14 protein-coding genes are annotated in these 16,558 nt (G+C 66.0%); 2 read left to right on the top strand and 12 right to left on the bottom strand.

Going from position 1 to position 16,558, the window contains the following annotated elements:
• Positions 1–153: 153 nt before the first annotated feature.
• The 8 genes from ACWICD_RS01825 to ACWICD_RS01790 form a co-directional block, all read right to left on the bottom strand.
• Positions 154–1,281, bottom strand: coding sequence for a glycosyltransferase family 1 protein (locus ACWICD_RS01825; protein ID WP_454139096.1), 1,128 nt, complete (start codon positions 1,279–1,281; stop codon positions 154–156).
• Entirely contained in the window at positions 1,278–2,429 is a 1,152-nt protein-coding gene (locus ACWICD_RS01820; protein WP_454139095.1) for a glycosyltransferase family 1 protein, read from the bottom strand. The genes ACWICD_RS01825 and ACWICD_RS01820 overlap by 4 nt, the downstream gene beginning before the upstream one ends.
• Positions 2,426–3,499, bottom strand: coding sequence for a glycosyltransferase (locus ACWICD_RS01815; protein WP_454139094.1), 1,074 nt, complete (start codon positions 3,497–3,499; stop codon positions 2,426–2,428). The genes ACWICD_RS01820 and ACWICD_RS01815 overlap by 4 nt, the downstream gene beginning before the upstream one ends.
• On the bottom strand, positions 3,496–5,211 hold the full coding sequence (locus tag ACWICD_RS01810) for an ABC transporter ATP-binding protein (RefSeq protein WP_454139093.1): 1,716 nt from the start codon (positions 5,209–5,211) through the stop codon (positions 3,496–3,498). The genes ACWICD_RS01815 and ACWICD_RS01810 overlap by 4 nt, the downstream gene beginning before the upstream one ends.
• A 112-nt stretch (positions 5,212–5,323) precedes the next feature.
• Positions 5,324–6,310, bottom strand: a complete 987-nt coding sequence (locus ACWICD_RS01805) for a Gfo/Idh/MocA family oxidoreductase (RefSeq protein WP_454139092.1) — start codon at positions 6,308–6,310, stop codon at positions 5,324–5,326.
• Positions 6,310–7,407 (bottom strand): DegT/DnrJ/EryC1/StrS family aminotransferase, encoded by a 1,098-nt coding sequence (locus ACWICD_RS01800; protein ID WP_454139091.1) that lies wholly within the window; start codon positions 7,405–7,407, stop codon positions 6,310–6,312. Before ACWICD_RS01800 ends, ACWICD_RS01805 begins: the two co-directional genes overlap by 1 nt.
• The gene (locus tag ACWICD_RS01795; protein ID WP_454139090.1) at positions 7,404–8,018 is read right to left on the bottom strand and encodes an acyltransferase; all 615 of its coding nucleotides are present in this window, start codon (positions 8,016–8,018) and stop codon (positions 7,404–7,406) included. Before ACWICD_RS01795 ends, ACWICD_RS01800 begins: the two co-directional genes overlap by 4 nt.
• Positions 8,019–8,064: 46 nt before the next feature.
• Positions 8,065–9,243 (bottom strand): glycosyltransferase family 4 protein, encoded by a 1,179-nt coding sequence (locus ACWICD_RS01790; protein ID WP_454139089.1) that lies wholly within the window; start codon positions 9,241–9,243, stop codon positions 8,065–8,067.
• Positions 9,244–9,314: 71 nt separating this feature from the next.
• Between ACWICD_RS01790 and ACWICD_RS01785 the strand changes: the two genes are divergently transcribed.
• Together ACWICD_RS01785 and ACWICD_RS01780 are read left to right on the top strand one after the other, a co-directional pair.
• On the top strand, positions 9,315–10,019 hold the full coding sequence (locus ACWICD_RS01785) for a glycosyltransferase family 2 protein (protein ID WP_454139088.1): 705 nt from the start codon (positions 9,315–9,317) through the stop codon (positions 10,017–10,019).
• Positions 10,020–10,026: 7 nt separating this feature from the next.
• On the top strand, positions 10,027–10,386 hold the full coding sequence (locus tag ACWICD_RS01780) for a DUF2304 family protein (protein WP_454139087.1): 360 nt from the start codon (positions 10,027–10,029) through the stop codon (positions 10,384–10,386).
• Here ACWICD_RS01780 and ACWICD_RS01775 read toward each other — a convergent pair.
• The 4 genes from ACWICD_RS01775 to ACWICD_RS01760 all read right to left on the bottom strand — a co-directional run bounded on the left by ACWICD_RS01775 (position 10,383) and on the right by ACWICD_RS01760 (position 16,400).
• A complete protein-coding gene (locus tag ACWICD_RS01775; protein WP_454139086.1) occupies positions 10,383–12,320 on the bottom strand; it encodes a DUF6541 family protein in 1,938 nt (645 codons plus the stop codon). The genes ACWICD_RS01780 and ACWICD_RS01775 overlap by 4 nt on opposite strands.
• Positions 12,317–13,060: an ABC transporter ATP-binding protein gene (locus ACWICD_RS01770; RefSeq protein WP_454139085.1), complete on the bottom strand. Its 744-nt coding sequence runs from the start codon at positions 13,058–13,060 to the stop codon at positions 12,317–12,319. The genes ACWICD_RS01775 and ACWICD_RS01770 overlap by 4 nt, the downstream gene beginning before the upstream one ends.
• Positions 13,057–13,965, bottom strand: a complete 909-nt coding sequence (locus ACWICD_RS01765; RefSeq protein WP_454139084.1) for an ABC transporter permease — start codon at positions 13,963–13,965, stop codon at positions 13,057–13,059. Before ACWICD_RS01765 ends, ACWICD_RS01770 begins: the two co-directional genes overlap by 4 nt.
• A 98-nt stretch (positions 13,966–14,063) precedes the next feature.
• Positions 14,064–16,400 carry an FG-GAP repeat domain-containing protein gene (locus ACWICD_RS01760; protein ID WP_454139083.1) on the bottom strand — a complete coding sequence of 779 codons (2,337 nt, stop codon included), beginning with the start codon at positions 16,398–16,400 and terminating at the stop codon, positions 14,064–14,066.
• Positions 16,401–16,558 lie beyond the last annotated feature (158 nt).

Here is a 16,558-nt window from a genome sequence, read left to right as displayed (position 1 = left end):
CCTTCGCGCCGCGGAATCGGGTATCGGCCGCGGCAGAGCGGAAGCGGGTTGGAACGCGAGACGCCGGGGAAGAGCGCGTTGCAGCACCGACTCCGGCAGACGACGAGCAGTCCGCACCGCCAAGCCGCTGAGGCCCGCCGGGAGTGCCATTGTTCATCGCCTCCCGTCGACGAGGTCCGAGACTGCGCGCGCCCAACCGGTGACCTGCTGCTCGGCGGACAACTCTCCCGCCAGTCCATGCGCCGTGCGCTTCCATGTCGTCACTTCGTCGACGCTCAGCGACTCGATCGCCTCGGTGAGCGCGGCACTGGAGAAATCCGGCGTCACGACGCCGACGTGGTGGGTGGTGACGAAGCCCGCCATCTCGGGCGACGGGCCGACGATCATCCCGAGACGTGCCTGAACGTAGTCGAAGAGCTTGTTCGGCAGCGCCCAACGATAGTTGAACGTTGAAGGCGGCAGCAGGAACACACCGACGTCATACGCGTTGAGCGTCGAGACGAGATCACGGTACGGCACCGGGTCGGACACACGCGTACGCGGGGATCTTGACGCGAGTGCACGCAGCTCCTCCAGATACGACGGATCGTTCGGTGTCAGGTACAAATCCAGTGTGGGCGCCGTCCGGGCCGCTTGCACTGCCTGGATCATCAGGTGAAGGCTTCGCCCTCGCATACATGCCCCCGAATGGACCAGACGGAGAGGCTCCGCCACCGGACCGGGCGTGAGATCGGCAGCGGGGGCGGCGTTGACGACGATCTCCGGAGTGAAGCCGAATCGACGGCCGTACTCGCGCGCGACACCGCCGCTCACCGTCGTCCACGAGTCCGCCCGTGCAACGAAATGGCGGCACATCCACTCGATGAACGGACGCACGAACAAACGGATGCGCAGCAGGTCTTCCCGCTGACGCGGCGAGTACTCGTGCAGATCCGCGTGCACACCGTAGCGCGGGGCGAGTTCGAGTGCGATCCCGACGGGATCGACATCGTTGGCGAGGACGACATCGAACGACCGCCCGACCAGCGCCTCACGCACGTAGGTGATCACCGGATTTCGCGCGTAAGCTCTCCTGAACTGGCGGAGCATGACCGACAGTCGAGGATAGCGCCAGACAGCGAGATCGTCCGGGATCGTGATGTGCTCGACGACACCGTCGGGTGCCGGGCCGTACCCGACAGTGACGACCTCCCATTCCTCCGAGAACAGGGCGACCTGCTTCAGTACGCGCGCGTCCGCGGCGATCGGAGAGAACGACAGAATCAGCATCGTCGGCTTCATACGTGGTCCTCTTCGTGGATAAGACCGGCGACGAGCTGAGCCCAGATCTGCACTTGCACCTCTGCGCCGAGATTTTCTGCAGAGTCGTTCGCCGCCTGTTTGAAGTCCGCGACCGCCGCCGCAGTCAACCCGTCGAGCGTACGGCTGATATCGGCGACTTCGAACCCATCCGTGACGAGCCCCAGCCTGTACCGCCGCACATAGTCCGCCATCTCAGGGGAGGGGCCGACGACCACGCCGAGCCGCGCCTGAACGAAGTCGAACAACTTGTTCGGTAGCGCCCATTCATGGCTGAAGGAGTTCGGAGGCAGGACGAAGATGCCCACATCGTAGTCCTGCAGCACGGTGACGAGTTCGTTGTACGGAACGGGCTCCATGATGCGGACACGGCCGGGAACCTCTTCCGCCGCCGCTCGCAGTTCTTCCAGGTGGACCGGGTCATTCGGCATCAGATAGAGATCGAGTGTGCAGTTCGCAGCGGACCCCTGAACACCTCGGATCGTCTCCAGCAGATCCCGGTTGCGCAGGCAGACACCCGAGTGCACGAGGCGAATCGGCGAATGGACAGGGCTCGGGGCAACATCGCGATACGGTGTGGCGTTGGTCACGACTTCGGGAGCGAAGCCGAAATCGATCTCGTACTGGCGAGCGAGGCCGCCGCTGACGGTGCTCCATGATGAAGCCCGGCTGACGTAACGGCGACACACCCAATCCCAAAACGGCTTGATCAGCCGCATCCACGCTTCGTTCTGTTCGTGCAGACGAGGAGTGTACTCGTGCAGGTCTGCGTGGACGCCGAACGTCGGACGGAGCCGGACCGCCACCGGAACGGCTTCGACGTCGTTGGCGAGGATGATGTCGAAGCGTCGGCCGCGCAGCGCTTTCGCTGCCCAGCGCACGGCCGGTATGCGCCAGTACGCGGCGCGGTATTGACGAAGGGTGATCAGTTTCCCTTCCAACTCACGCGCGGCCAGGCCGTCAGGAATGCGAATGTGGTCGACGCCTTCACGATCGAATTCGCCGATGCCGCAGGTTGTGACGGCGTATCGATCACGGAAGAGCTCGATCTGCTTCAATACCCGTGCGTCCGACGCCAGCGGCGAGAACGAGAGGATCAACAGCGTCGGCTTTGCGGATTCCGTGGTCACCGTGAGCTCCTAGCGATCGCGTAGCGTGCGTACCTGCGCAACACGCTCTCCCTCCCGAACACCCGCGTGATCTTTCGGGGCACCAGCCGCTCGACGCGTCCCGCGGCGCGGTGGCGCGCGATCGCCTCCTCCAGATCCATCGCCGTCGACGAGGACGCAGCTGCGAAATCCAACAGTGCTCGATCGCCTCGCGGAAGATCCTCGAATCCTCGCGTGGAGTATGCCTCGAGCGATCCGATCGTGGCCGCCAGTGACGCGCGTGCATCCGTCGGCCAAGAATCCGCGGCGGGCCGCGCGTGCAGAGCACCGAGGATGTTGACTCGCAAGAGCTTCGCCACGAGCGACGCTCTCACGCGCGCGGGTTGCTGCACAGCCCACGGGCTCTGCAGCAGACGGTCGACGGGGGCGAGAACCGTTCGCATATCGCGCGGGCTCGTCGTCACGCGTTCGTCGGCATCCGCCCCGATGATGTACGCGGGGTGCGTACGGTCGAACGAGATGATCCGGCCCGAGGTCCACAGGGCGCTGCTCCACGCGAGGTCTCCCCCGACGGGCATGCCCTCCGAGAGCGGTCCGTCAGCGGTCACGAGGTCGCGGCGGATGAGCCCGAGTGGTGCCGTGCGGTGGAAGAGTCGATCCCGCACCGCGTCGAGTCCGAACCGCCGCCAGGGACGTGAGAGCGGGTTGGCGAGAAGCGCGCCGTTCTGGAAGCGCAAAGGAGCGAGAAGGATGTCAGCGCCTGTCGCCTGTACTGCGTCGATCCACGCGTCGAGAGCACCGGGTTCGGTGAAGTCGTCCGACCCCATGATCATGACGTACGGTGCCGTCGCCAGACGGAGCCCGTGGTTGAAGGGCCCGGACGGCGAGGGGATCCCGTCAGCGAACTCGACCAGTCGAACGTTGTCAGCGGCGGGCAGACTCGGTGCCACGGAATCTGCGGGGATGCCGTGACACACCACCGTCACTCGCACACGCCGACCTGCGTCGATGAGGGACTCGACAGCGCGATCAACGCGCCGACGCGGGTCGTGCACCGCGATGACGACATCGACGACGAGCGCTGTGTTCACTCGGTGACCCCGAGCCCGGCGAGCATCGCCTGCTCGGCGAAGTCCGGGTCCGCACGAACCACATCGTCGAATTTCCCGTGGGCCACGACCGTGCCGTCCCGCATGAAGCAGACCTGATCGCTGTCCCGGATCGTGGAGAGTCTGTGGGCGATCGCGATCACCGTCACTTCACCGTGCAGCTGCCGTATCGCGTGCGCCACTGCGGACTCGGTCTTGGTATCGAGCGCACTCGTCGCTTCGTCCATGACCAGCACGAGAGGCTCGCCGTACAGCGCACGCGCAATGCCCAGCCGTTGTCGCTGACCGCCCGACAGCGACATTCCCCGATCACCGATCTGTGCATGGATGCCACCCTTGCGGGCTTCGATTACGTCAAGCAGCTGAGCTCGCTCGAGCGCCCGACGCACTTTGGCCTCGTCGTAGTCTTCTCCCCATGTCAGAGCGACGTTCTGCGCGACGGTACCGGTGAAGAGCGAGACCTCTTGAGGCACGTATCCGACTCTCGACCGCCAAGCGGCCAGCACGTCGGGCAGCGGCTGACCATCGATGGTCACCGTGCCCTCCGTCGGCACGAGCAGACCCAGGATGACATCGACGAGTGTCGACTTTCCGGCGCCCGATGAGCCGACCAGGCCGACGCTCGAGCCCATGGGAATCGTCATGTCGACATCCCGGACGGCAGGAGCACTACCCGACGGGTAGGTGAACCCGACTCCCTGCAGCTGGAGCGTGACGGGCTCCGCGACGAGTGGGCGGGTTCCCGCAGTGTCATCTCTCGTCGCCTCAGCGGCCACGATGTCCTTCAGTACTGCGCTGACCACCGGAATGCTCGACTGAGACTGAGTCAGGATCGCTTGGAAGCCGGTCAACGACGGCACGATGCGGAACCCTGCAACGCCGAAGAGCGCCACCGATGAGAATGCCTGGCCCGGGCCGCCGATAGCCCACGCGACCGCCCCGATGAGCAGGAATCCGCCCACCAAGGCTGCGTCGTAGACGTAGCGCGGAACGGCCCCCAGGAAGCTGAGATTCGCGCGCGCACGTACGGCACGGGCTCGGTTCTCATGGACGACAGAGGCGACGGATGCCGCAGAACCGCGAAGAGTGATCTCCTTCAAGGCCCCGACCATGTCGGACATCAGGCCTGCGACGCGGAATGAGAAGTCGCGGTTGACCCGCCCAGCGATCGTCGCGCGCCTGGTCACCAGGAAGAACAGCACCACCGCGATGATTCCGAGATACGCAAGAGTCACGAGAGCGATGAACGGTTGGCTGATGAGCAGGGCCACGAGCACGGCGACGAAGGTCGTTACCAACGCGGGGATCATGCTGAGCGGTACCAAGAATCCGCCGACCACCGACGCGATGCCGACATCCGCCATGCGCACGAGCTGCGCCGTGTTGCGACGGAGTCGCTCCGTCCACGGTGCGCGAATGTAGACGTTGAACAGCGTCGCGCCGATCTCCAGTTCGTACTTGGCGAAGCGGCGAGTGGCCACCCACTGCAACCACGTCGCGAGGGCGGATTTCAAGACGATCAGCACGCACACGATGACGAGCAGCCAGATGGCGCCGTCCTGCTCGATCCTGCCGATGACCGGGAGGGTGATTGCGCCGCCCTGCACCATCGAGCTGAACGCGATCGCCAACAGCATGAGTGCAGCGATATCGAGCACAGCGAGAGCGGAGGTCGCGATGATGTACACGACCATGAACCGCCGCGCGCCCGCTGGAAGGTGCGGTAGCAGCGCGCGGAGGGTTTCGACGACGCGTCTCACGACGGATTCCGCCCGAACCACGACAGAGGAACAGGTGAGACGAGCATCAGAGCACCGCCGCGGTGTTCATCCTCGCTGATTCCAGAGCGGCCTCCACGACGACAAGAGTCCGTTGACCCTGAGCCATCGTGACGACGTCGCTCGGCTTGCCCAGCACAGCGTCGCGGAAAGCTTCGTGCTCCACCCGGAGCGGCTCACGCTTGGCGAATGCGAAGCGCGTGACGTCCCCTTCGGACACACCACGGAAGGCGGCCATCGACTCCCATTCCAACGGGACCGTGCCGTTGGCGAAGAAGGTGAGGTCCCCCGTCGACGTGTCTGCGGCGAACGCGCCCTTCTCCCCTGTCACGACCGTGAGCCGCTCCTTCATGGGGCTCAGCCAGTTCACGAGGTGGTTGACGATGACGCCGGACTCGAGACGCCCCGTGATCGCGATCATGTCTTCGTACTCGCGGCCGCTCTTGAACGTCGTCTGCGCGAAGACTGTCGCGTAGTCGCTCTGGGCGACCCACGCTGTGAGGTCCACGTCGTGCGAGGCGAGATCCTTTGCGACTCCGACATCGGCGATGCGTGCGGGGAATGGTCCTTGGCGACGAGTCTGGATCTGGTAGACCGCGCCCAGGTCACCCGCTTCTATCCGCCGACGCATCTCCTGCAATGCGGGGTTGAAGCGCTCGATGTGGCCGACGGCACCGACCAGGCCCGCGTCCGCGAACGCGTCGACCATGCGCTGCCCTGCATCGATGGAATCCGCTATCGGCTTCTCGACGAGGGTGTGCACGCCGGCTGCGGCCAGCTTGAGCGCCGCATCTTCATGGAACCGCGTCGGTACCGCGACGACGGCGATGTCGATCCCCGCCGCGATCAACGACTCGATATCGGGCAGCACTTCGAGCGCGCCCGCCACGCCGTGGGGATCACCGCCGGGGTCGGCGATCGCAGCGAGTTCGACACCGTCGAGCTCGCGCAGTACCCGCGCGTGATGGCGTCCCATCATCCCGACGCCGAGGAGACCTGCCCGCAGTACGGCCATCAGGCGCCCGCTCCTGCGACGGCGTTGACCGCCGCGACGATGCGGTCGAGGTCGTCCCGCGAAAGCGAAGGGTGCACGGGCAGCGACACGACTTCGCGTGCAGCTCGCTCGGTCTCGGGGAGGTCGAGACCCGGCGCATAGGGCGCGAGCGAAGGAAGCCGGTGGTTCGGGATGGGGTAGTACACACCGCTGCCGACGTTGTGCTCCTCGCGCAGCGCGCGCACGAAGCCATCGCGGTCCTCGGGAACACGAACCGTGTACTGGTGATAGACGTGCACGGCGCCAGCGGCGACGGGTGGAATGACCACGCCGTGCAGGTTGGCATCGAGGAACGCCGCATTGCTGCGGCGCGTAGCCGTCCAGCCGTCGACCTTGGTGAGTTGCACACGACCGATCGCAGCGTGGATATCGGTCATCCGCGCGTTGAAGCCGACGACCTCGTTCTCATACTGCTTCTCCATGCCCTGGTTGCGCAGGAGTTTGAGCATCCGAGCGATTTCAGGTGTCGCGGCGGAAACCATTCCGCCCTCGCCACTCGTCATGTTCTTGGTCGGATAGAGCGAGAACATCCCGAACTCACCGAACGTCCCTACCTGACGGCCATCGAGCGATGCGCCGTGAGCCTGCGCTGCGTCTTCGTACAGCGCGATACCGCGGCGCGCCGTGAGCTCCTCGAGCTCACGCATCCGAGCCGGGTGACCGTACAGGTGCACCGGCAGCACCCCACGGGTCTTGTCCGTGATGGCAGCTTCAACGGCAGCGGGGTCGAGCGAGAAGGTGTCCGGTTCGATGTCGACGAAGACCGGGGTCGCCCCAGTCAAAGCGACGGAGTTGCCGGTCGCCGCGAAGGTGAACGACGGCACGATGACCTCGTCACCCGCTCCGACCCCGGCGGCGAGCAGACCCAGGTGGAGGCCAGACGTTCCGGAGTTCACCGCGACGGCGGGGCGGCCCGCAACGAAGTGCTGCGAGAACTCCTCTTCGAACGCCGCGACTTCGGGCCCCTGCGCGACCATCCCCGAGCGAAGGACACGGTCGACAGCCTCTCGTTCGTCGTCTCCGATGATGGGTTTGGCGGGCGGGATGAACTCGCTCATACGACCTCCTCGTGAAGTGTTCCGTCAGTCTCTTGGTATCGATCACCCGATGACGGGCAGACCCAGGTGCCCTCGCCGCTCTCGACGAGAGGCATTCCGGACCGGCCGACCCAGCCGATCCGGCGGGCGGGAACACCCGCCACGAGAGCGAAGGCGGGGACGTCTTTCACCACCACGGCGCCGGCGGCGATCGTCGACCACGCACCGATCGTGACCGGAGCAACGCAGGTCGCGCGTGCACCGATCGACGCGCCGCGCTCGATCGTGACACCGACCGGCTCCCAGTCATTCGCGCTCTTGAGTGCCCCGTCCGGGGTGATCGCCCGGGGGTACGTGTCGTTGGTCAGCACGACGGCAGGTCCGATGAAGACGCCGTCCGCCAGCCGCGCGGGCTCATAGACGAGCGCGTAGTTCTGCACCTTGCAGTTGTCGCCCATCGTCACACCCGCACCGATGTATGCGCCGCGACCGATGACGCAGTTGCGACCGAGCTGCGCCTGCTCACGCACCTGCGCGAGGTGCCAGATCGACGTTCCCGCACCGATCCGCGCATCAGTCGAGACATCGGCCGAATCGACGATACGCACGGCGTCTTGTTCGGTCACAGTCAAAGCTCCTACCCGCGGCGAACTCGGGGCCGCCGGTACTCGATGAAGTCTACTCGCCGAGCCGGTTCTCCCCTGTGCGTCGACGCCCACCTGCCGCAGCCTCGTCGATCGCATCGATCACGCGGCCGGCGACGGCCGTCGCAGAGACGTTCGCGACCGCCCACTCGGCGATGGCAGCCCGCCGGTCCGGCGACGGCTCGGATGCCACGGCATCTTCGATGGCATCCGCGACAGCCGTCGGTGACTCATCGCACGCCCACCCGAGGTCGGCGTTCTCGACGACCGCTCCCAGGCTCGCTGGCGCGGACAGGACGACAGGCGTTCCCACAGCAAGGGCGGAGTACATCTTGGTGGGCACGGCGAAGTCATAGCCGATGTGGGGCCGAAGTGAAGCGAGCGCGACGCGCGCCCCCCTCAGTCGACGGGCAGCCGACTCCGCATCGACGGGAGGGCCGAAAGTGACGTGCGGAAGATCCGCGAGCTCTGCGGCGAGCTCTTCCCAGTCGCTCCCCTGGCCGACGAATGCCACCCGCGGACGCACACCACGCGCGTCGAGCGTCTTCAGCGCCGCCGCGAACACCCCCGCCCCGTGCCATTCGCTCGCGGTACCGACATACGCGGCGTCGACCTCCGGCACCTGTGGGGCGACGTCCCCCCGGAACGACTGCGGGTCCACCCCGTGACCGACGACCGATACTCGCGCGGTCGGCGCGAGCTCGCGCACTGCGTGCGCCACACCGTCGGACACCGCGACCACGTGCGCCGCTCCGCGCAGCGCACGTGTCTCGAGCCAGCGCACGACTCGGAGGACGAACGTGGGCGCGCCCGTCGAGGCCGCCGCGAGCGAGAGGACGTCAGCGGCGTAGTAGACGTACGGCGTCCGGCGCAGCGCACACGCGATCCGCACAGCCATGCCCGTGGTGGGCGGAGGTTCGACGACGACGACGTCTGTTCGTTGCGAGAAGAGGACGCGAAACAGCGCGGGGATATCGAAGCTGAGATACGGGATGTATCCGCGGACGTACCCGGAGCGGTCGCGCAACACGGGCCAGCGCCGGATGCGGTAGCCGCCGGGCACCGATTCACGCTTTCGAGAGCGTGGCGGCCTGCTTGTGAGCACGGTGACGGTGTCTCCGCGGTCGGCGAGCGAACCGGCGAGGGCGGCGAGGCGCTGACTGGCCGCGGACGGCTCCGGCAGGAAGATCCGGGTGACGAGGGTGATCCGCATGACGTGACGATCCTAGGCGAGGGCGGCGGATCGACAGGGTCGCGGCAACCGGCTCTGACAGAATGGAGGCCATGACTTCCTCCGCCGAGCCGGGCGCTCCCGTGTCGCCCGACCCGCATACGTGGGTCGTCATCCCGCTCTACAACGAGGCATCCGTCATCGCGGACGTCATCGCGGGACTGCGTCCTCACTTCGCCAACATCGTGTGCGTCGACGACGGCTCCACGGACGATTCGGCGCGCAACGCCGAGCGAGCGGGTGCAGCCGTCGTGCGGCATCCGATCAATCTCGGTCAGGGCGCGGCGCTGCAGACGGGTATCGAGTACGCACTGTCGCACGCGTCGTGCGAGTACATCGTGACGTTCGACGCCGACGGACAGCATCGAGTCGCGGATGCCCTCGACATGGTCGCCGATGCACGAGCCCACGGTGCGGCGATCATCTTCGGATCCCGTTTCCTGGACGATCGCACCAACCCCGGCTGGATCAAGAAGGTGATCCTGAAGACCGCCGTGTGGGTGACGAACATGTCGACCGGCCTGCGCCTCTCGGATGCACACAACGGCCTGCGAGTGCTGCGCAGCGACGCCGCCGCACAGATCCACCTGCAGCAGGATCGTATGGCGCACGCGACCGAGATCGTGCTTCAGATCGGCCGGACGGGGCTTCCCTGGCGTGAGCACCCGGTGGAGCTGCTCTACACCGACTACTCGAAGGCCAAGGGGCAGAGTGTTCTCAACTCCGTCAACATCCTGGTCGACCTGATCATCAAGTAGGTCTCGCATGTGGATTCAACTGCTGCTCATCGCGGGCGTCATCGTGCTCGGCGGACTGCTGATGCGCCGCACGGGTGCCGACAGTCATCTGGCCATCCGACGGATGCTCATGGGTCTGTTCGTCGTCGCGGCGATCCTGTCGATCCTGTTCCCGCAGTGGCTCTCGTGGGTCGCCAACCTCGTCGGCGTCGGTCGTGGCACTGACCTGCTGCTCTACGCCCTCGTGATCGCATTCTTCGCTCTCGTATACACGCAGCACCGCCGCAATCTCGCGTCTCAGCGTCAGGTGACGCTCCTTGCGCGTCGGCTCGCCCTGCTCGAAGCCGAGCGGAGCGAACGCGATTCCGAGTCGTCGGACTCGCGTTAGTCGCAGGCCGTGAGGCGCCACAGCGACGCATCACCCTGCTGATCGACGAGCTCGAACCCGGGCTGGCCTGCGAAGTCGGTCATGCCCGGCAGGATGAATCTGCCCGGCGTGGCCTCACCGACGCCGAAGTCGAGAACGAACTCGGGGTCACCGAGCACCTCGAGAGCGTCGCAGACGGCGGGGTCGGTGCCGGCGTCTCGCAGTTCGTTCTGGATCGTGGTCCACGTTGTGTTGCGCGGGTGCGACCAGGTGCGCGGATAGACGTCGACGCCACTCATGACGTAACCGAATCCGGTGCCGGTCGAAGGGTTTCCGATGACCCGGGACCCTGCCGGCACGTGCTCGGGCAGGCGTTCCAGCAGCGCCCGCTCATCGCTGGACAGCCACGTATCACTGCCGATCTCGTACCTGGACTCGTCGTCCCATTCGTTCTCGATGACCTTCGGCATGAGCACGACGGGTGCCGTCACGAGTCCGACGAGAACGATCACGGCGGCGATGCCGGCCGAGACCCCGCCGGCGATCTGCGGACGCCGCAGGCGGTCGAGGATCCACGTGACGACGCTCACGATCCCGATAGCTGCGAGCGGGATGACGACGACGGGCGCGAGAGATGCGATCCGGTATGGATCCGCATACCAAGCACCCAAGAGCCATTGACGCAGCCACGGCTGCCCGATCGAGGCCACGACGATGTACAGCCCGGCGAAGACGAGCCAGGATGCCGCGAGCCACCGCAGGCGCGGGCGACGCACCGCGACGACCAGGCCCGCGATCGCGAACAGGCTCACGGCGAACGCGAATGGCAGCATCACTTGACCGTTGAACACGACGTCGACGACGGCGGCCAGCTTGCCGCGGAACGGCGGCCAATGCGAGCCCGTCGTCGATCGCGTCAGCATGAACCACACGAAGGCGGCGAGAACCCAGATCCCCGCGAGTGCTGTCCAGAACAGCACTCGCTGACGACCGCGTGCGCGAAGGGCGTGGGCCATCCCCCACGCGGTGGCGAACGCAAGCGCGAGGATGATCCACGCGAGCAACGTCGCCGGCTGTGAGATGGCGACGGCCCCCAGGGTCCCGAGCAGGGCGGCGATGGTCAACGCGGCGCCACGTCCCCCCGCCGCAACAGGACCCCGCCCCGCGATCCAGCCGGGCGCGGCGACGACGACGGCCACGGCCGCGGGGAGCAGCGCGACGCTGAGCAGGTTCGGGTAGAGGACCCCCCACTGCGTCATGAGCATCGGGAAGGTGAGCAGCGCGGGCGACAATACGGCCGCGACGGCGGCCGTGGACTGAGACCCCGTGGCCTGACGCACGAGCCAGGTGATGCCGAGCGGCCAAACGAGCGTCGCGGTGATGAGCGTGACGACGTTCACCGCGATCGGGATGGTCGCCCCAGACAGCAGCGCGACGGTCGAGGTGACGGCGTGCCACGCGCCCGGGTAGAACCCACGCGCCCCCACGACGCCGGTGAGGTCGAACGAAGACGCGGTGCCCGTCTCGAGGATCCAGCGGATCGCGCTCAGATGGAACACGGCGTCATTGGACTGCGAGATCGCCACCGGGTCCTGGATATACAGCCCTATCCGCACGGCACCGAACACGATGCCCGCAGCGAGTCCTGCCCAGAGAAGCGTGCGCGAACCGGATCGAGCAACGCGCCGGCGGGGACCGAGCAGGATCGCGGCGGCCCACACCACGACGAGGGTCACCAGGACGCCGAGAGCGATGGTCGCGGGAGTCCAGGCGATCCCGGCGAAGCCGAACAGGATGGCCAGGACGCTCAGCAGAACGGTGCTCGCCGCCGGGGCGAGCGCGAAGAGAGCGAGTCCCCGCAGCCGCAGCGCCGCGACGAGCGCAAGACCTGGGACGAACAGGACGGCGATCGCCAGGAGGACGGCTGGCGTCTGGACGGCCCAGTCCGCGATCATGAGTCGACGAGAGCGATCGCACCCTCGACGGGGCCGTCATAGAGGACGGTGCCCTTGTTGATCACGACGCCGCGTGTGCAGAGTTCGCGGACCATTTCCATGTCGTGGCTGACCACGACGAGGGTCTTTCGTGCCTCGATCAGCTCCTGGAAGCGCAGGCGGCACTTCTCACGGAACGGCGCATCGCCGACCGAGAGGATCTCATCCACCAGCAGAACGTCGAGTTCGACGTGGATGGCGACCGAGAACGCGAGTCGCATGAACATGCCCGACGAATAGTGCTTCACCTCTTGATCGATGAACTCCTCGATCTCGCTGAACGCGACGATGTCGTCGTAGCGCGCCTCGATCTCCTTGCGACTCATGCCGAGGATCGCTGCGTTGAGGAAGACATTCTCGCGTCCGGACAGTTCCGGATGGAATCCGGCGCCTACTTCGATCAGACCGGCCACGCGTCCGCGCGTGAGCAGTTCACCGCCGTCGGGCTGCATGACTCCGGAGATGAGCTTCAGCAGCGTGGACTTCCCTGAGCCGTTCAACCCCAGGATCGCGACGGACTCCCCCTCATCGATCACGAGGTCGACGCCCTTGAGCGCTTCGAAGACGCTCGTCGTCTTGCGACGGCGTATCCACGCGACGACGGTGTCCTTGAGCGAGAACGCATGGTTGAGGAGGAATGTCTTGCGGACGCCGCGGGCGATGATGCTCGGCCGGCGTGCGGGTGCAGCTGCCGTGCTCATAGGTCTTGTGCGAACCTTCCCTCGAGACGGCGGAAGACCGCTTGCCCGATCCACAGTGTGACGATCGCGATGAGGAACGTCCAGAGAGTATCCAACGCGAGATCCGGCGGGATGGGGAGCGCCGACATCGCGTCGGGGTGAGTGTTCTCGGTGATCGGACGCCAGAACGCGAAGTGATAGAGCTCGACCGACTGCGTGATGGGGTTCAACAGATACACCCGCAAGAGCCAGTCAGGGAGCACATCGCGCACCATCGTCCAGAAGTACAGCACCGGCGATGCCCACGTCGCGAGCAGCAACATGAGTTCGACGATGTTCTCGGCATCGCGGAAGCGCACGTTGACCGCACCGAAGAAGAGACCGAGCCCGAGCGCGAACAGCATGATGAGCAGCGTCCCGGCGATGATCGCGAGAATGCTCAGGATCGAGATGTGCGTGATCCAGCCGAAGAGCAGGCACACGATGAGCAGGAGTGCGACCTGGGGGAGAAAATGCACGAACGCCACGAAGATCGATGACACGGCGAACAGCTGCCGTGGGAGGAAGACCTTCCGCACGAGGGGCGCGTTGTTCACAATCGAGGTCGTCGCATTCTTGAACCCCTCGCTGAAGAGGTTGATGACGACGATGCCGCTGAAGAGGTAGATCGCGTAGTTCGGGATGCCCTTGTCGAGGTTGAGGAAGATCCCGAGCACGACGAAGAAGATGAGGAACTGCGCGGCCGGCCTCACATACGACCAGGTCCACCCGAGCACGCTGTTGCGATACCGAGTGGTCACACCGGTGCGCACCAGGAGCCGCAGCAGATAATGCCACCGGAAGATGTCCGTCAGACCACGGCTGCGTCCGGGGACAGCGAATTCGGACCGCGGCACGGCGGAGAACAAATCGGGACTATCACTCACAGGTCGGACCTTCAGCCGGAGAGAGGCGGGTCCCCACTCCAAACCTGTTCAGTGTACGTGTTCTCGTCGATGATCCCCTGATCGCACGCGACCGTCGATCATCCGATGCCCGCCATCCCCTGCCAGCGCGCGCCGAGCTGCGTCCGCGACCCGAGCCAGCCGCCCTTGCCGTCGCCACCGTAGAGATACAGCTTTCCGTCCGAGCCGTACGCGATGATGTCCGGGCCTCCGCGACCGTCGAACTGCCCGGGGCTGGTCACGCCCTGCATGACCGACCATCCATTGCCGATGCTTCGCGGCTCGAGGAATGTCGAGCGGCCACTCAGTGGGTAGTGCCACAGTGCTCCCCCAGCCGCACGCCGAGCGAGAAGATCCGGTGCACCGTCTCCGTCCCAGTCACCAGGGGTGATCACCAGGTCGTTGATCTGCCAGCCGTTGCCGACGACCGGCCTGCTTTCGTCCTTCCACCCGCCACGGCCGTCACCGCGATAGAGACTCATCCGCCCGGAAGCGTCCACGGCGAGCACGTCCACCGCGCCGTCCCCGTCGAAGTCGAGGCCGCCGACGACGTGCATCATCGTCGCCCACCCGTTCCCGATCAGGACCGGCTCTCCCCTCTTTCCAGAACCCGTGCTCGGGAGCAACGTGAAGGCACCTCGTGAATCGATCCGTCCGATATCGGGTTCGCCGTCGCCGGTGAAATCACCCAGGGTCACGAGACGGTCCGAGGCGGACCACCCGGTGGCAACCGTGGAGGTGCCTGCCCAACCCCCCGCGCCGTTGCCCTGGTACGACCGCAGATCGCCCGTCGAAGTCAGCGCGAGCACATCACGGGCGCCGTCACCGTTCAGGTCGCCCGCCCCGCCCTGGTGGGTACGCAGGATGCTCGACGCCGCTGCGTTCCCCAGCACGGCGCCCATCCCGCCCCAGCCGTTTCCGACAGTTCCGGCCGCACGGATCGTCCCGTTGCCGGCGCCCGTGTAGGCGAGCAGGGCGCCCGTGGCACTCACCGCGAGGATGTCCGGGTGGGACGTGCCGGCGAAGTTGCCTGGAACGAAGATCGACTTCATCGACGACCAGCCGCTGCCGATCTGCGACTTGGTCGAGAAAGCGCCGGCTCCGTTTCCGCGGTACAGCCACAGCTTTCCGGCGGTGTCCCGCGCGATGAGGTCCGGCTTCCCGTCGCCGGACAAGTCAGCTCCGCCGGAAAGCAGGTTCATCCCGCTCCACCCGTTGCCGACCTGGATCGGCTGCCTGAATGTGCCGGTGCCCGTTCCTCGCCACAGCATGAGCTCGCCCCTCGGCGTCGTCGTGAAGACATCCGGGATCCCGTCACCGTCGAAGTCCCCTGCGTCGGTGATGTGGACGGCGTCCTTCCAGTCCACGAGCATCGAGCCCGGCGGCCGGTAGGCCGATCCCCCGTCGCCCCGCCACAGGTACGCCTTGCCTGCGTCGTCCACACCGATCAGATCGCGTCGTCCATCGCCGTCGAAATCGCCCGGCGAAAGCAGAGTCGCGATGCCGTTGGCGTTCTGCGCAACGGCCTTCCGCGGTCCCCACTTTCCCGCACCCGTGAACGGGTACGCCCAGATGGTGCCGTCAGAGGCGAGAGCCGTCACGTGGGCGGAGCTCTCCAAAGACACGAAGGCGGCACCGGGCACGCCGTGCGTCGACCCGAACCAGTCGGTGAAGTAGTTGTAGAAGTTGCGGTTGCCGTATGACGAGCACGGATCGTTCGCTGCCGCATAGCCGGCGCGGATCGCCGCGGCGTTCGGCTGGTAGGGCGTGTAGTAGTAGAGGTTCGCCGTGGCCTGGTTCTGGATGTAGACCGGCGTCGAGCCGCACGACGCGTTGGGGTGGAAGCGAACGTTCCACGTTTTGCCCGGGGCATACCAGTTGAAGTAGTTGCTGGTGCCGGGAGGGTTGCCGTAACGCTTGAGCTGCCACGCGGCACCGTAGACCTGGTTGAAGAACCCGTAGTAGCGAGTGTCACAGGCTGCGGTGTCGGGGCAGCCCTGACCCATAGCGATCGTGTAGCGCCAATCGCTGGGATCGCGGTGCGTGACGAGCCCCTGTTCCTTCTGCAGCGTGACGAGGATCACCTGCGGGTTGATCCCACACGCCTGCGCGACCTTGTAGATGATGCGCGAAGCCCGCTCACGCACGCCCCCCGAGTAGGCGCCGCACATGGCGTCCGCCGTCGTCGTGCGAGACGTGTCGTACTTGTCCTTGAGGCAGGTGTAGCCGGCCACGCACGAGGACACCTTCGACTGGAGGAACGACTGGATCTGCGCCTCGGTCATCGTGTTCTTGTTGAAGAAGACGGCGTCGCTGATGATGTTGCCCGGCTGGAACTTGGACAGATCAGCTGCCGGACGAATGGCGGCGGGCACGCTCTGCGACACCGCACTGGCGGACACATCGGCTTTGCTCATCTGGGCTGCTGCCGGAGTCACCGCCAGCAGGCTCACGACGAGTGCGAAGGCTGCGGACAGCGCGACTGCGATGGTTCTCCGGGACGTTGGCGCGCCCGCTCCCCGCTCAAAACTCATGGGGACAGTGTGACGGATGTGGCGGATGACTACAACATGAC

This window comes from Microbacterium sp. NPDC055357 (assembly GCF_053644835.1).
The sequence above is the reverse complement of the archived record's forward strand: the minus strand, read 5'-3'. Positions and strand labels throughout refer to the sequence as shown.

Bases quoted from the DNA above. Each gene is read 5' to 3' on its own strand.
- ACWICD_RS01825 (WP_454139096.1), bottom strand. From the start codon at position 1,281: ATGAAGCCGACGATGCTGATTCTGTCGTTCTCTCCGATCGCCGCGGAC.
- ACWICD_RS01810 (WP_454139093.1), bottom strand. From the start codon at position 5,211: ATGGTCGTGTACATCATCGCGACCTCCGCTCTCGCTGTGCTCGATATC.
- ACWICD_RS01805 (WP_454139092.1), bottom strand. From the start codon at position 6,310: ATGGCCGTACTGCGGGCAGGTCTCCTCGGCGTCGGGATGATGGGACGC.
- ACWICD_RS01800 (WP_454139091.1), bottom strand. From the start codon at position 7,407: ATGAGCGAGTTCATCCCGCCCGCCAAACCCATCATCGGAGACGACGAA.
- ACWICD_RS01790 (WP_454139089.1), bottom strand. From the start codon at position 9,243: ATGCGGATCACCCTCGTCACCCGGATCTTCCTGCCGGAGCCGTCCGCG.
- ACWICD_RS01785 (WP_454139088.1), top strand. From the start codon at position 9,315: ATGACTTCCTCCGCCGAGCCGGGCGCTCCCGTGTCGCCCGACCCGCAT.
- ACWICD_RS01780 (WP_454139087.1), top strand. From the start codon at position 10,027: ATGTGGATTCAACTGCTGCTCATCGCGGGCGTCATCGTGCTCGGCGGA.
- ACWICD_RS01775 (WP_454139086.1), bottom strand. From the start codon at position 12,320: ATGATCGCGGACTGGGCCGTCCAGACGCCAGCCGTCCTCCTGGCGATC.
- ACWICD_RS01770 (WP_454139085.1), bottom strand. From the start codon at position 13,060: ATGAGCACGGCAGCTGCACCCGCACGCCGGCCGAGCATCATCGCCCGC.
- ACWICD_RS01760 (WP_454139083.1), bottom strand. From the start codon at position 16,400: ATGAGCAAAGCCGATGTGTCCGCCAGTGCGGTGTCGCAGAGCGTGCCC.